Source organism: Mesorhizobium sp. ESP-6-2 (assembly GCF_020164675.1).
Lineage (GTDB): Bacteria > Pseudomonadota > Alphaproteobacteria > Rhizobiales > Rhizobiaceae > Mesorhizobium.
The window spans coordinates 320972-335347 of the sequence record NZ_JAIUGT010000005.1; the positions used below are offsets into that span (position 1 = coordinate 320972).

Sequence of the window (14376 nt, forward strand, 5' to 3'; positions counted from 1 at the left end):
AGCGTTTGAGGATCGGCTGTGCCTGATCGGAATTGTGCAGGCTGCACTATCGAGGTCAGCGCTTTACGGCGAGCCCTTTTGTCCCGCGACGTTGCAGTTTGACGAAGACTACCCGGCCAGCGCCAACTTCGCCGGGGCCGGCGCAAACGGCTGAATACTCACGCCGCGCCTGGTCATGGTGACGAAGCTCGATGGCGGGATCGCCTGCCAGTCGCCGCCTTCACGGTCGAAGGGTTCGGAGACGATGCAGCGGCCGCCGCCCTTGGCGGCGGTATAGAGGGTGGGCGCGTGGTCATCCGTGGCGTAGCGGACCGCGTGGAGCGCCTGCCCGTCGGAAAAGGCGGCCGTCAGCTTCAGCGCCGGCTCGATGCCGGCACGCCGCGAAGTCTCCAGCACGCGGCTGGTGGCACGGGCGACGGCGCCTTGCGGATCGGCGGCCAACCCTTCGTCGATCATCAGGAGAAAAAACAGCTCGGAATCGGTAGTGCCCTCGCGCTGGTCGAAGACGGCGTCGGACAGCGAATTTTCCAGCGCGCGGCGGATCTTCTCGAAGCCGCCGATCTGGCCGTTGTGCATGAACGACCAAGGGCCTGAGATGAAGGGATGGCAGTTCATGCGGCTGGTGGCGCCGCCGGTCGAGGCGCGCACATGGGCGAGGAACAATCCGGATTTGATCTGCCGGCACAGGCTCTTCAGGTTGGGATCGGACCAGGCCGGCAGGATGTCGCGGTAGAGGCCGGGCTCGGACCGGTCGCCATACCAGGCAAGGCCGAAACCATCGCCATTGGTCGGCGACTTGGCTTCCTCGGCGCAATGGCTCTGGGCGATCAGCGAGTGGCAGGGCGCCGTGAGGATGTCTTCGAGGAAGACCGCTTCACCGAGATAGGCCGCCCACCGGCACATCGCTTCTTCCGTTCCTAAGCGCGATCGAGAAGGGCCTTGGGCTCCGTGACCGCGTGCGAACCTCTGTTGTGCGTCCGCTCGTAAAGCTCGCGGACGATTCGGCTGGCGGTAGTCTCGAACAGAAATGGCAAGAAAGCGTGAACGAGGGCGGCCCCGGCGGCCGTCAGCAGGCGCGAGGAAAACCAGGCGGCAAAGGCCATGTGACCGAAATAGGTTTCGCCGACCTTGGCCGGATGGGAGGTGAAAATCCTTGCAAACGACATGCTGCTTCCCCTTCAGCGCTTAAAGTTCCTGATATCGGGTATCCTGGCACGGTTCGTTGGTTCATCGGTCTCAAAATATCCTTGTATTTTGCTTGTTCATGGGACAAACATCCCACATGGCTATCGAGATCGACGAAATTGATCGGAAATTGCTCGCCGAATTGCAACGCGACGGCACGTTGTCGGTCGATCAGCTGTCCGAACGGGTGGCCTTGTCGCGCAACGCCTGCTGGCGGCGCGTCAAGCGGCTGGAGGAGGATGGCGTCATCACCGGCCGGGTGGCGTTGGTCGATGCCGAGAAGCTCGGGCTCGGCCTCTCCGTGTTCATCCTGGTCCGAACTTCAAATCATGATCCCGAGTGGTTGCAGAAATTCCGGGCGGCGGTGACGGGGTTTTCCGAGATCACCGGAGTCTACCGCATGTCCGGCGACCTCGACTATGTCCTGCGCGCCCGCGTCGCCGACGTGAAGGCGTATGACCGGCTCTACCAGCGGCTGATCGCCAAGGTGGCGCTGTCGGACGTTTCGGCATCCTTCGTGATGGAGGAGATCAAGGAGACGACGGTGGTGCCGATGGAAGTGCGCTAAGGGTTGGCTCCGGCCATAGTGATGCCCGAAAGAAAGCCGTTGATAGGGTTGCGGGCGAATTGACCGAATCGGCAATCGCGCCGATAGGATCGATTTTATGCGCGCAGCCATCCAAAATTCCTCCGTCATCGGTCCGACTGTCGGCTTCGTCAGGTTGCCGCATGCGGAAGGACTCCCCCTTCCTGCCTATGAAAGCACCGGCGCGGCCGGCATGGATCTGCGCGCGGCGGTGCCCGACGATCGGCCGCTGCTGATCCTGCCGGGAAAACGCGCTCTGGTGCCGACCGGACTGATCCTGGAAATCCCCGAAGGGATGGAAGGCCAGGTGCGGCCGCGCTCCGGCCTTGCCTTCAAACACGGGCTGACCGTCCTCAACACGCCGGGCACGATCGACAGCGACTATCGCGGCGAGGTGAAGGTGCTGCTGGTCAATCTCGGCGACGAGGATTTTGCGGTGACGCGCGGCATGCGCATTGCCCAGATCGTGTTCGCCGCAGTGACGCAGGCGGGCGTTGAAGAGCGCGCCCTGGCAGGCGGCACGGCGCGCGGTTCGGGCGGGTTCGGCTCGACCGGCACGGCCTGATGAACATACCGAAACTTGTCATCTTCGACTGCGACGGAATTCTGGTCGATACCGAGAACCTGGCCAACCGGCGTCTCGCCGAATGGCTGAGCGAAGCCGGGTATCCCACCAGCTTTGAATATTGCCGCAAGAACTTCTCCGGCCGCAGCATGGTCTCGGTGCAGAAGCAGATCGAAGAAGAGACCGGCGTCAGGCTCGGCGCCGATTTCGTCGAGCGCTGGAACGCAGGGCTGCCGGACCTGTTCGCCCATGGGGTCGAGGCGATTCCCTATGTCCGGGAGTTCGTCGAGGCTGTCCGCGCGGCCGGCATCGCCTATTGCGTCGCCACCTCGGCCAGGGTGTCGAAAATGCACATCACGCTTGGCCAGACCGGCCTGCTGCCGCTGTTCGAACATGCGATGTTTTCCTCGACCATGGTCGCGCGCGGCAAGCCGTTCCCGGACCTGTTCCTGCATGCGGCCAAGACGATGGGCTTTGCGCCTGCCGACTGTATCGTCATCGAGGACAGCGTCGCCGGCACACAGGCCGGCATCGCCGCCGGCATGCGGGTATTTTCCTATCATGGCGATCCCTACAGCGACCGTGACGGCTTGGTGCGAGCCGGCGGCATCCTGTTCGACGACATGCGCACACTGGCCGGACTGGTGCCGATCCACTGATCGGCGCCGATTTTGACGGGGTTGCATGGACGCGCCGGACGAATTGTCAGCAGAGAAGGCGAAACGCTTCTGAGCCAACTGCATTCGTTTGCCCGGGCAAGGCGGGCAAGCTAAAATCCGCGCCATCGCACTCAACATGATGGGGGAACTTCCATGGACAAGGGCAAGATCTTTCGCGACCTGCATGCCTCGACCTTCGTCATGCCCAACCCTTGGGATGTCGGCACGACGAAGCTGCTTGGATCCTTCGGTTTCAAGGCGCTGGCGACGACCAGCGCCGGTTTCGCCTTCTCGCGCGGCCTGCCGGACGGCGCGGTGACCTTCGACCAGATGATCCATCATTGCCGCGAGGTGACGGCGGCAACCGAACTGCCGGTTTCGGCCGACCTCGAACGCGGCAAGGGCGACAGCGCCGAGCAGGCCGCCGAAACCATCTTCGCGGCTGAAGCCGCCGGCCTTGCCGGCTGCTCGATCGAGGACCACACCGGCGACCCGAACAAGCCGATCTATGATTTTTCGCACGCGGTGGAGCGCGTCGCGGCGGCGGCGGAAGCGGCCCGCGCGCTGAAACGCGATTTCGTCTTCACCGCGCGAGCGGAGAACTTCCTCTGGGGCAAGTCCGACCTCGACGACACGATCAAGCGGCTGCAGGCATTCGAGAAGGCGGGCGCCGACGTGCTCTACGCGCCGGGCATCGGCGACGTCGAGATGGTGCGCAAGCTCTGCTCGGCAGTGAGCAAGCCGGTCAACGTCATGGCAAGGCCCGACTTCACCATCGCCGATCTGACCAAGGCCGGGGCAAAGCGCGTTTCGCTTGGGCCTTGGTTGACCAATTTCGCCTATGGCATGCTGGAAACGGCGGCGCGCGAGATCCAGCAGGACGGCACGTTCGGCTTCACCCGCGCCGCCATGCCCTTCGGCAAGTTGCAGGCGCTGTTTGGCAAATCGGGATAAGCGGGCCGAACACATGACGCTGACCGTCGTCGACATGCACACCGGCGGCGAGCCGCTGAGGATCGTCACCGGGGGTTATCCCGATATCCCGAAGGGCACGATCCTGGAAAAGCGCGCCTATGTGCGCGACCATCTCGATCATCTCCGGAAAATCCTGATGTTCGAGCCACGCGGCCATTACGATATGTATGGCGCGCTGCTGGTCGAGCCCGATTTGCCGGGCGCCGACCTTGCCGTGCTGTTCATGCACAATGAGGGCTATTCGACCATGTGCGGCCACGCCATCGTCGCGCTCGGCCGCTATGCCGTCGACGAAGGGCTGGTGGCCAAGCAGGAACCGGTGACGATGGTCAACATCGAGGCGCCCTGCGGCATGGTCGTCGCCTCGGTCGAGGTGCGCGACGGCAAGGCCGGTGCTGTGTCGTTCGAAAGCGTGCCGGCTTTCTTGTTCGCACGCGACCGCAGGATCGAGCTACCGGGCTACGGCGCGATCGGCTTCGACATCGCTTATGGCGGGGCTTTCTACGCGCTGGCCGACTGCCGCCAGTTCGGGCTCGAATTCGGCCGCGACCGCGTACGCGATTTCGTCGATGCGGCGACGGCGCTGACCGAAAGGCTGAAGAGCGGGTTCCCCTTGTCGCATCCCGACCATGCCGACCTCGCCTTCCTCTACGGCACCATTTTGACGGATGGGCGGGACGCGTTTTCGGATGAGCCGACGAAAAACGTCTGTGTCTTCGCCGAGGCGCAGGTCGACCGCTCGCCGACCGGTTCCGGCGTCAGCGCCCGGCTGGCGGCGATGCATGCCAAGGGCGGGATCGCACCAGGCCGGACACGCACTTTCGAGAGCATCGCCGGCTCGCGCTTTTCCGGCGCGGTGGCGCGGACGGCGAAAGCCGGACCGCATGAAGCGGTCATCGCCCAGGTGGGTGGCCGCGCCTACTATTGCGGCCGCGCGGAATTCATCGTCGAGCCCGACGACGAACTGGGGCGCGGCTTTCTGCTGCGGTAGGGATTGACGCATCAACGGGACGGCTTGCTCCGCCGATCGGGCCGGGCCGAGATCGCCTTGTGCAGATGCACCATCATGGCTGCGGCGAAGAGCGGCGTCACCAGGTTGAGCACCGGCACGGCAAGGAAGGCCGCGATGACCAGGCCGGCGAGAAAGACCGTCCCGGCATGGTGCCGGCGCAAGGCCCTGGCCTCTTCTTCCGGACGGAAACGCATCGCGGCGAATTCGAAGAATTCGCGCCCGAGCAGGTAGCCGTTGACGATGAAAAAGGCGGCGATGTTGACGCCCGGCACCAGCAGGAGCAGCAGGGCGACGATGTTGCCCAGAACGACGACGCCGAAGAACTTTATCGCCAACACCAGCGAGCGCAGCGCCGGCATGGCGCGGCCGGGCGGATCGCCGGGATAATCGGTACGCTCCACCACGTCGGCGACATCGTCGAGGAACAGCCCGGCGACGACAGCCGTGACCGGCGCGACGAGCAGCGCCATGCCGAAGGCAAGCGCGATGGCCGCGATGATGCCGCCCAGCCAACCGGCCCAGGACGGCAGACCGGGAAACAGCGTGTGCAGCCACGGCAGCGCCAGCCACTCGACGAGGCTGGTCAGCCCGAACCACAAGGCGACCAGCGCAAGCACAGTCAGGCCCAGCGTCTTAAGGAAGACGGCGCGGAATTCGGGCGACAACAACTGGCCGGCGGCGGCACGGGCGGCGCTGGAGATCACGGTGCTTCCAACCTCACTTCGAACGCCGTGAGGATAGGCAGCAGGTCCACCCGTCACAAGCGTCTGTTGCCATGGCAATCGCTTGAGGCTCGAATTCTCCGCATCCACCCTCTTGCGAGCGTCGGCGCCATTTGGTCTGAAGCGATTGCCTGGCTGCCTATTGTGCGAGCGCCGGCTTGCGGGTGGGAATGGTCATGGCCGCGACACCGGCGACGACGAACGCCATGCCGAGCCAGGCCGTCGAACCCAGGCTTTCGCCGAGGAAGACTGCGCCGATGCCGACGCCGATCGGCACGCGCAGATAGGCCTGTGACGTCGTGCCGACCGAGCCCAGCGTGTGGATCAGGCGGAAATAGATGACGAAGGCCAGCGCGGTCGAAAACACCGACAGGCCGAGCAGGGCCAGGATCGAGGCCGTCGACGGCGCGAGCGTCCAGGGCTGGTCGACGGCGAGGCTGAGCGGCACCAGGATGACGGCGCCGCAGAGCATCGAGCCGGCCGCGGGCAGCATCGGGTCGAGGCCCTTGAAGCCTCGGCCGAAGATCGCCGCCCCCGCATAGCAGACCGTTGCAAGGACGATGGCAAGCTGCGCCCAAAGTTCATGGCCGAGACCGCCCAGCGCCTGTGTGCCCACGATGAGGCAGATCCCGGCAATGCCGGCGCCGACGCCGATCAGTTTGCGCAGCGTCACCGGTTCATGGCGGGTGATGAGCGCGGTCAACAGAAAGGTGAAGATCGGCGACGTCGCGTTGAGAATAGTGGCGAGGCCGGCATCCACCGAGCGCTCGGCGGCGGCGATCAGGGTGAACGGGATGACGCTGTTGAGGCACGCCTGGAAGGCGAACCGGCGCCAGCTCGCCGCATCGCCCGGCATGGCAAGCCCGCGCCAGCGGATGACGGCGAACAGGATGCCGCCGGCGATCAAGGTGCGGGCGGCGATGAACGTCACCGGCGGGATCGTCTCGACGCCGATCTTGATGAAGGTGTAGGAGGCGCCCCAAAGCACCGCCAGGACGCCGAGCAGCGCCAGATCGGTGTTCATGTCGTTTCTTGCAGGCATGGGCTTGCCGCCTTCGGGCCGGGATCGAAAGGCCCTTCTTAGGCAAAGCCGAGGTGAAATGCTTCGGCCACGACCGAATTGTCGTAGCGCCTAGGCATCACGCGGTATGAACATGGCCTAGGCAAACCGGTTGCAAATCGCTAGACCCGCGCCCGGCCGGCATGGCAAGAAGCCGGCGCGGATTTTGGCGGAGACATTGATGCCGGACTATGACGTGCTTTGCATCGGCAACGCGATTGTCGACATCATCGCCCAGTGCGAAGAGGAATTCCTCAAGACCAACGGCATCATCAAGGGCGCGATGAACCTCATCGACACGCACCGCGCCGAACTGCTCTACAGCCGCATGGGCCCGGCGATCGAGGCGTCCGGTGGCAGCGCGGGCAACACGGCGGCCGGCGTTGCCTCCTTCGGTGGCCGCGCCGCCTTCTTCGGCAAGGTCTCCAACGATGCTTTGGGCGAAATCTATGCCCACGACATCCACGCACAGGGCGTCGCCTTCGACACCAAGCCGCTTCAGGGCGAGCCGCCGACGGCGCGCTCGATGATCTTCGTTACCCCCGACGGCGAGCGCTCGATGAACACCTATCTCGGCGCCTGCGTCGAGCTCGGACCGGAGGATGTCGAGGCCGACAAGGCGTCGGGCGCCAAGGTCACCTATTTCGAGGGGTATTTGTGGGACCCGCCCCGCGCCAAGGAGGCGATCCGGCAGACGGCCAAGCTGGCGCACGCGGCGGGCCGCGAAGTGTCGATGACCTTGTCGGATTCGTTTTGCGTCGACCGCTACCGTGACGAATTCCTCGACCTGATGCGCTCGGGCACCGTCGACATCGTCTTCGCCAACAGCCATGAGATCAAGTCGCTCTACCAGACCTCGTCCTTCGACGAGGCGCTTGCCCAGATCCGCAAGGACTGCAAGATCGCAGCCGTGACGCGCTCGGAAAAAGGCTCGGTCATCGTGCGCGGCGACGAGACCGTGGTCATCCAGGCGACCGCCATCAAGGAGCTGGTCGACACGACGGGCGCCGGCGATCTCTACGCTGCCGGTTTCCTGCATGGCTACACGCAAGGCCGCGCCCTCAAGACCTGCGGCGATCTCGGCTCACTGGCCGCCGGCCTGGTGATCCAGCAGATCGGCCCCAGGCCAAGGCAGAATCTGCGCAAAGAAGCCGAATTGGCGGGGTTGCTGTAGAGGGCGGTGCCTCGTACCTCTCCCCTTGTGGGAGAGGTCGGATTGCCCCGATTTGTCCTTAGCAAATCGGAAGGCAATCCGGGTGAGGGGTAACTTAGCGCCAAGCTGGAACACCCCTCATCCGACCGAGCTTCGCTCGGCCACCTTCTCCCACAAGGGGAGAAGGTAAAAGCGCCCGCCGTTCACCGTCGCGCGGCTGTCACACATCGCACCTACACGCAATCTGGGCGTCCTTGACTGACATTTGGGCGCCCTCAGCCAGTTGGGGTGCCAAGATGCAAGACAGCAAGCTGTCGGGCGGCCGGATTTGTTGCCGCCGCGATTTCCGCTTTCTACATTAGAAATTCAGCAACGGGCCGCGATCGGGGAGGAGCGCTCGCGGCCAGAAGACAGATGCATGAACAGATTTCACATAACCGGTCCTAAACAAGACGACTTCGCGGACATGGTCGCGGAGAAGGTCGAGCGGGCGCTCGCCCACTATGACGAGGCCATCAACAAACCCACCATGGTCTCGGTTGGCAAGATCGCGGGCAGCATAGCGTCCGCCGTCACCTTGCTGTCGCCGAAGCACCAGCGCGCCATCGATGCCCTCCATGCCGACCTTCCGGGGCTGGCGTCGAAATTCGTGCGTGCGCTGGCCGCGGAAGCCGCGCGCCGCAGCGAAACCGGTACTGCGGGCGCCACAAATCCGTCGGCGGATTTCGACGGCCCCGCCTCCCCGCTTCCGCGCACCCAGTCCGACGACCTCGAATCGATGCTGATCGAGGACTGGGCCGGCCGCGTCGCCGGCTCGACCTATCTGGAAGAAAACTTCCGCATTGCGCGCTCGACCCTGCACCGCTGGCAGAGGCGCGGCGAGGTGGTCGCCTTGCGTAAGGGCGGCCGCAAGCACGTCTTCCCGCTGGCGCAGTTCGTCGATGGCAGACCGGTGGCGGGTATTCGAGACGTGCTGTCGTTGATCGGCAATCCGAGGCTGGCGTGGCTGTGGCTGACCCGCCCCTCCGCGCTGCTCGACGAGCGCATTCCCATCGACCTGCTGAGGCAAGATCAGGTTAAGGAGGTCGTTGAGGCGGCGCGGGTTTTTTCCGCGGGTTAAGCGCGATCAGATCCGCCGCTGCTTCGCGTCCGACGCGCGAACCCCTTCCTCAGGTCCCCGCCGTGTAGGCCGCGATCGCCGCCATGTTGACGATATCGCTGTCCTTGGCGTTCAGCGAGACGATCTGCACCGGCTTGTTCAGCCCGACCAGCAGCGGGCCGATGACCGTCGAGCCGCCGAGTTCCTGGAGCATCTTGGTCGAGATCGAGGCAGAGTGGAAGGCCGGCATGATCAGCACATTGGCCGGGCCGGTCAGCCTCATGAACGGGTATTGCGCCATGGCGCGGGCGTTGAGCGCGACGTCGGCGGCCATCTCGCCGTCATACTCGAAATCGACGCGGCGCTTGTCGAGGATGCGCACGGCTTCCTGGATGCGCTCGGAGCGCTCGCCGTGGGGATGGCCGAAGGTGGAATAGGCGAGCATGGCGAGCCTCGGCTCATAGCCCATGCGGCGGGCAAAGCCTGCCGCCTCCTCGGCGATGTCGGCGATCTGCTCGGCGTTCGGCATGTCGTGCACGGCTGTGTCGGCGACGATCACGGTGCGGCCGCGCGCCAAAACGATCGACACGCCGATGACGCGGTGGCCGGGCTTGGCGTCGATAACGCGCCTGACATCGTCGAGCGCGGTGGAATAGTTGCGGGTGACGCCGGTGACGATGCCGTCGGCATCGCCCAGCGCCACCATGCAGGCGGCAAAATGGTTGCGGTCGTTGTTGATCAGGCGCTGGCAGTCGCGGAACAGGAAGCCTTTGCGCTGCATGCGCTCGTAGAGATAATCGGTATAGACCGAATTGCGGCGCGACAGGCGCGCATTGATGATCTCCAGGCCCTGCTTGTCGAGATCAATGCCGGCGTGCCTGGCGTTCTCCTTGATGACGTCGTCACGGCCGAGCAGGATGGCGGTGCCGAGCCGCTGGTTCACATAGGAGACGGCGGCGCGCATCACCTGCTCCTCCTCGCCCTCGGCGAAGACGATGCGCTTGGGCTGGCGGCGCACGCGGTCGTAGATGCGCTGCAAGGTCGAGGCGATCGGGTCGCGGCGGGCCGACAGCTCCTGCGCGTAGCGGTCGAGATCGAGGATCGGCTTGCGGGCGACGCCAGAATCCATCGCCGCCCTGGCGACGGCCAGCGGAATGGCCGAGATCAGGCGCGGATCGAACGGCACCGGGATGATGTAGTTGGGGCCGAATTTCGGCCGGTTGCCCTGGTAGGCTGCCGCGACGTCGTCGGGCACGTCCTTGCGTGCCAGGTCGGCAAGCGCACGCGCGGCGGCGATCTTCATGTCGTCATTGATGGTGGTGGCCCGCACATCCAGCGCACCGCGAAAGATATAGGGAAAGCCGAGCACGTTGTTGACCTGATTGGGATAGTCAGAACGCCCGGTCGCCATGATGGCGTCGGTGCGGATCTCCGCCACTTCCTCGGGCGTGATCTCGGGATCGGGGTTGGCCATGGCGAAGATGATCGGGTTCTTGGCCATGGAACGCACCATGGCGGTGGTCAGCGCGCCCTTGGCGGAAAGGCCGAGGAAGACGTCGGCGCCATCCAGCGCTTCGGCCAGCGACCGCGCGTCGGTCTTGACCGCATGCGCCGACTTCCACTGGTTCATGCCTTCCGTGCGGCCCTGGAAGACCACGCCCTTGGTGTCGCACAGGATGATGTTCTCGGGCGCAAAGCCCATCGCCTTCATCAGCTCGATACAGGCGATGCCGGCCGCACCGGCGCCGTTGCAGACCATCCTGGTGGTCTTCATGTCGCGGCCGGTGATCTCCAGCGCGTTGATCAGGCCGGCGGCCGAGATGATGGCGGTGCCGTGCTGGTCATCGTGGAAGACCGGGATGTCCATCAGTTCGCGCAGCCGCTGCTCGATGATGAAGCATTCCGGCGCCTTGATGTCCTCCAGGTTGATGCCGCCGAAGGAGGGCCCAAGGAAGCGCACGCAGTTGATGAACTCGTCGGCGTCCTCGGTGTCGACCTCGAGATCGATGGAATCGACATCGGCGAAGCGCTTGAACAGCACCGCCTTGCCCTCCATGACCGGCTTGGAGGCCAGCGCGCCGAGATTGCCCAAGCCCAGGATGGCGGTGCCGTTGGAGATGACGGCGACCATGTTGCCGCGCGACGTGTAGTCGAAGGCGCGGCTGGGATCCTCCGCGATAGCCAGCACCGGCACGGCGACGCCAGGCGAATAGGCGAGGCTCAAATCGCGCTGCGTGGCCATCGGCTTGGTGGCGACGATCTCGAGCTTGCCGGGCCGCCCCATGGCGTGGAATTCGAGCGCTTCCTGCGCGCTGACGGACGGACCGCTGTTTTCGGTTTTCCTTGCCATGATGCTTTTGATTTCCTCGCCATGCGGCACCTCCTTGAGGCGGGTGCCTTGTGTGATTCCGAATTAAGACCACGCGCCGCCGCGTGTAAACCGCCAAGCGTTGCCGAACTGGCGTCGGAAGGACGCATGGCGTTCAATGGTGGTTGATCTCCGTTCTTCCCCTGCTTTTCCAATGGCCGGCATTAAACCCCGCCGCCACATCTGCTAGCGTGAGCGCATGAACATGCACATTCAAAACGAACCGGACGCTCCCGAGGCGATCACGCCGGCAGCCGCTGGCGGCGTGACCCCGATGATGGAGCAGTTCATCGAGATCAAGGCGGCGAACCCGGATTCGCTGCTGTTCTACCGGATGGGCGATTTCTACGAGCTGTTCTTCGAGGATGCGGAGAAGGCGAGCGGGGCGCTCGGCATCGTGCTGACCAAGCGCGGCAAGCATCAGGGCCACGACATCCCGATGTGCGGCGTGCCGGTGCATGCGGCGGATGACTATCTGCAGAAACTGATCGCGCAGGGTTTCCGTGTCGCCGTCTGCGAGCAGATCGAGGATCCGGCCGAAGCCAAGAAGCGCGGCTCCAAATCGGTGGTGCGCCGCGATGTGGTACGGCTGGTGACGCCTGGCACCATCACCGAGGACAAATTGCTGGCGCCGTCGGAATCGAGTTTCCTGATGGCGCTGGGACGGGTGAAGGGCGGCGGCGATGCAAGAGGCGGGGAGCGCGGCGGCGCGACCGGGAACCAAGGAAGCTTTGCCCTGGCCTGGATCGACATTTCGACCGGGGCTTTCCGGGTCACCGACACCACCGCCGACCGGCTGCTCGCCGACATTTTCCGCGTCGATCCGCGCGAGCTGATCGTCGCCGAGCCGGTGTTCCACGATCCCGAATTGCGACCGGTATTCGACGTGCTCGGCCGCGTCGCCAACCCGCAGCCGCCGAGCCTGTTCGATTCGGCCTCGGCCGCTGGGCGCATCGCCCGCTTCTTCGAGGTGGCGACGCCGGACAGCTTTGGTGCGTTTTCGCGTGCCGAACTGTCGGCGATTTCGGGCGCCATCGCCTATGTCGAAAAGACGCAGAAGGCCGAGCGGCCGCCGCTGTCGCGTCCCGAGCGCGAGGAGGCCGGCTCGACTTTGTTCATCGACCCGGCGACGCGCGGCAACCTGGAGCTGCTGCGCACGCTGTCGGGCAGCCGTGAAGGCTCATTGTTCAAGGCGATCGACCGCACGGTGACCGGCGGCGGCGCCAGGCTGCTCGCCGACCGGCTGATGGCGCCACTGACCGACCCGGCGGCAATCGCCGCGCGGCTGGATTCGGTGTCGTTCTTCCGTTCCGAGACGCAGCTTTGCCAGGCGGTGCGGGCGAGCCTGAAGAGCGTCGCCGACATGCCGCGCGCGCTGTCGCGGCTGGCGCTCAACCGCGGCGGCCCGCGCGACCTCGGCGCGCTGCGCGCCGGCTTCGAGGCCGCCGGCGCGATCGCGGAGATCTTTGCCGCGACCGCCCTGCCCCGTGAATTGGCGGCGGCGCTCGCAGCGATCCGGGCGCTGCCGCAAGCGCTTGCTGGGCATCTGACGCATGCGCTTGGCGAGGAACTGCCGCTGCTCAAGCGCGACGGCGGCTTCATCCGAGGCGGCTACAACGCCGAGCTCGACGAGATGCGGGCGCTGCGCGACGAGTCGCGAAAAGTGATCGCCGGGCTGGAGCGTTCGCTGATCGAGGAGACCGGCATTCGGTCCCTGAAGATCCGGCACAACAATGTGCTCGGCTACTATATCGAGGTGACCGCCAACCATCACGCCGTGATGACCGGCAGCGATGGCGCCAAGGCGCGCTTCATTCACCGCCAGACCATGGCCAACGCCATGCGCTTCACCACGACGGAGCTGGCTGAGCTTGAAACGAAGATCGCCAATGCCGCCGACCGGGCGCTGAGCATCGAGCTTGCCGCCTTCGACGCGCTGACGGCGGAAGCGGTCGGCGAAGCGGAGAAGATCCGCGCCGGGGCCGATGCTCTCGCCGTGCTGGACGTGTCGGCGGCGTTGGCGCTTTTGTCCGAGAGCGAGGCCTGGTGCCGGCCGCTGGTCGATGCCAGCCTTGCCTTCGAGATTTCGGGTGGGCGCCATCCCGTGGTCGAACAGGCGCTGCGGCGCTCGGGCGAAGGGCCGTTCGTGGCCAATGACTGCGACCTGTCGCCGGAGGGCAGCGCCAAGAACGGCGCGATCTGGCTGCTGACCGGCCCCAATATGGGCGGTAAATCGACATTCCTGCGGCAGAACGCGCTGATCGCTATCCTGGCCCAGACCGGCTCTTTCGTGCCGGCGACATCGGCCCATATCGGCGTCGTCGACCGCCTCTTTTCCCGCGTCGGCGCCTCGGACGATCTGGCGCGCGGCCGATCGACCTTCATGGTCGAAATGGTCGAGACGGCGGCGATCCTCAACCAAGCCGGCGAACGCGCGCTGGTGATCCTCGACGAGATCGGCCGCGGCACCGCCACGTTCGACGGCCTGTCGATCGCCTGGGCCGCGGTGGAATATCTGCACGAGAAGAACCGCTGCCGGGCGATCTTCGCCACGCATTTCCACGAGATGACCTCGCTTGCCGGTAAGCTGGCGCGGCTCCACAACGTCACCATGCGGGTCAAGGAATGGGAGAACGACGTCGTCTTCCTGCACGAGGTCGGCAAGGGCGCGGCCGACCGCTCCTACGGCGTCCAGGTGGCGCGGCTCGCCGGCCTGCCGGAGGCGGTGGTGGACCGTGCCAAGGAAGTGCTGCACCAGCTCGAGGAAGGCGAGGTTTCGGGCAAGACCAACCGCCTGGTCGACGATCTGCCGCTGTTTTCCGTGGCGGTGAAGCGGGAAGCGCCAAAGCCGGTCAAGAGCGACGCGCTGGGCGCCGCACTCGGTGACATCAATCCCGATGAGATGACGCCGAGGGAAGCGCTGGAAGCGCTTTATCGATTGAAGGGGCTGGCGGGAATGTAGATTGAACCTGCTGGCATGGCGGTATCGCCG

13 protein-coding genes are annotated in these 14376 nt (G+C 65.2%); 8 read left to right on the plus strand and 5 right to left on the minus strand.

The features are described 5' to 3' along the window. Nucleotides 1-108: 108 nt before the first annotated feature. Nucleotides 109-903, minus strand: a complete 795-nt coding sequence (locus tag LB532_RS16440; protein WP_140640159.1) for a class II glutamine amidotransferase — start codon at nucleotides 901-903, stop codon at nucleotides 109-111. Nucleotides 904-917: 14 nt separating this feature from the next. Then, nucleotides 918-1166 carry a DUF6356 family protein gene (locus LB532_RS16445; protein WP_140640161.1) on the minus strand — a complete coding sequence of 83 codons (249 nt, stop codon included), beginning with the start codon at nucleotides 1164-1166 and terminating at the stop codon, nucleotides 918-920. A 116-nt stretch (nucleotides 1167-1282) separates the two neighbouring features. Here LB532_RS16445 and LB532_RS16450 point away from each other — a divergent pair, with 116 nt between their 5' ends. The 5 genes from LB532_RS16450 (at nucleotide 1283) to LB532_RS16470 (ending at nucleotide 4961) form a co-directional block, all read left to right on the plus strand. Continuing rightward, nucleotides 1283-1753: an Lrp/AsnC family transcriptional regulator gene (locus LB532_RS16450; protein ID WP_140497095.1), complete on the plus strand. Its 471-nt coding sequence runs from the start codon at nucleotides 1283-1285 to the stop codon at nucleotides 1751-1753. A 97-nt stretch (nucleotides 1754-1850) separates the two neighbouring features. Beyond that, nucleotides 1851-2336, plus strand: a complete 486-nt coding sequence (gene dut, locus LB532_RS16455; RefSeq protein WP_140640163.1) for a dUTP diphosphatase — start codon at nucleotides 1851-1853, stop codon at nucleotides 2334-2336. Next, a complete protein-coding gene (locus LB532_RS16460) occupies nucleotides 2336-2995 on the plus strand; it encodes an HAD family hydrolase (RefSeq protein ID WP_181169383.1) in 660 nt (219 codons plus the stop codon). Before dut ends, LB532_RS16460 begins: the two co-directional genes overlap by 1 nt. A gap of 153 nt (nucleotides 2996-3148) precedes the next feature. Continuing rightward, nucleotides 3149-3949 (plus strand): isocitrate lyase/phosphoenolpyruvate mutase family protein, encoded by an 801-nt coding sequence (locus LB532_RS16465; protein WP_140640167.1) that lies wholly within the window; start codon nucleotides 3149-3151, stop codon nucleotides 3947-3949. Between the two features lie 13 nt (nucleotides 3950-3962). After that, nucleotides 3963-4961, plus strand: coding sequence for a proline racemase family protein (locus LB532_RS16470; protein WP_140640169.1), 999 nt, complete (start codon nucleotides 3963-3965; stop codon nucleotides 4959-4961). Between the two features lie 11 nt (nucleotides 4962-4972). On the opposite strand, the gene LB532_RS16475 is transcribed toward LB532_RS16470, so the two are convergent. Together LB532_RS16475 and LB532_RS16480 are read right to left on the minus strand one after the other, a co-directional pair. After that, nucleotides 4973-5686 carry a sulfate transporter family protein gene (locus tag LB532_RS16475; protein WP_140640170.1) on the minus strand — a complete coding sequence of 238 codons (714 nt, stop codon included), beginning with the start codon at nucleotides 5684-5686 and terminating at the stop codon, nucleotides 4973-4975. A 157-nt stretch (nucleotides 5687-5843) separates the two neighbouring features. Further along, complete coding sequence (locus tag LB532_RS16480; RefSeq protein ID WP_140640171.1) at nucleotides 5844-6746, minus strand: EamA family transporter; 903 nt, start codon at nucleotides 6744-6746, stop codon at nucleotides 5844-5846. A gap of 199 nt (nucleotides 6747-6945) precedes the next feature. On the opposite strand from LB532_RS16480, the gene LB532_RS16485 reads away from it, so the two are divergent. After that, nucleotides 6946-7938 (plus strand): adenosine kinase, encoded by a 993-nt coding sequence (locus LB532_RS16485; protein WP_140640172.1) that lies wholly within the window; start codon nucleotides 6946-6948, stop codon nucleotides 7936-7938. A gap of 397 nt (nucleotides 7939-8335) precedes the next feature. Beyond that, complete coding sequence (locus tag LB532_RS16490; protein WP_140643642.1) at nucleotides 8336-9037, plus strand: hypothetical protein; 702 nt, start codon at nucleotides 8336-8338, stop codon at nucleotides 9035-9037. Between the two features lie 49 nt (nucleotides 9038-9086). Here LB532_RS16490 and LB532_RS16495 read toward each other — a convergent pair whose 3' ends face one another. Continuing rightward, on the minus strand, nucleotides 9087-11366 hold the full coding sequence (locus LB532_RS16495; protein WP_140497115.1) for an NADP-dependent malic enzyme: 2280 nt from the start codon (nucleotides 11364-11366) through the stop codon (nucleotides 9087-9089). 217 nt (nucleotides 11367-11583) lie between these two features. On the opposite strand from LB532_RS16495, the gene mutS reads away from it, so the two are divergent. After that, nucleotides 11584-14346, plus strand: a complete 2763-nt coding sequence (gene mutS / locus LB532_RS16500; RefSeq protein ID WP_140643644.1) for a DNA mismatch repair protein MutS — start codon at nucleotides 11584-11586, stop codon at nucleotides 14344-14346. Nucleotides 14347-14376 lie beyond the last annotated feature (30 nt).

Excerpts from the sequence above, each read along its gene's own strand:
- LB532_RS16440 (WP_140640159.1), bottom strand. The coding sequence starts at position 903 with ATGTGCCGGTGGGCGGCCTATCTCGGTGAAGCGGTCTTCCTCGAAGAC.
- LB532_RS16445 (WP_140640161.1), bottom strand. The coding sequence starts at position 1,166 with ATGTCGTTTGCAAGGATTTTCACCTCCCATCCGGCCAAGGTCGGCGAA.
- LB532_RS16450 (WP_140497095.1), top strand. The coding sequence starts at position 1,283 with ATGGCTATCGAGATCGACGAAATTGATCGGAAATTGCTCGCCGAATTG.
- dut (WP_140640163.1), top strand. The coding sequence starts at position 1,851 with ATGCGCGCAGCCATCCAAAATTCCTCCGTCATCGGTCCGACTGTCGGC.
- LB532_RS16460 (WP_181169383.1), top strand. The coding sequence starts at position 2,336 with ATGAACATACCGAAACTTGTCATCTTCGACTGCGACGGAATTCTGGTC.
- LB532_RS16465 (WP_140640167.1), top strand. The coding sequence starts at position 3,149 with ATGGACAAGGGCAAGATCTTTCGCGACCTGCATGCCTCGACCTTCGTC.
- LB532_RS16470 (WP_140640169.1), top strand. The coding sequence starts at position 3,963 with ATGACGCTGACCGTCGTCGACATGCACACCGGCGGCGAGCCGCTGAGG.
- LB532_RS16480 (WP_140640171.1), bottom strand. The coding sequence starts at position 6,746 with ATGCCTGCAAGAAACGACATGAACACCGATCTGGCGCTGCTCGGCGTC.
- LB532_RS16485 (WP_140640172.1), top strand. The coding sequence starts at position 6,946 with ATGCCGGACTATGACGTGCTTTGCATCGGCAACGCGATTGTCGACATC.
- LB532_RS16490 (WP_140643642.1), top strand. The coding sequence starts at position 8,336 with ATGAACAGATTTCACATAACCGGTCCTAAACAAGACGACTTCGCGGAC.
- LB532_RS16495 (WP_140497115.1), bottom strand. The coding sequence starts at position 11,366 with ATGGCAAGGAAAACCGAAAACAGCGGTCCGTCCGTCAGCGCGCAGGAA.
- mutS (WP_140643644.1), top strand. The coding sequence starts at position 11,584 with ATGAACATGCACATTCAAAACGAACCGGACGCTCCCGAGGCGATCACG.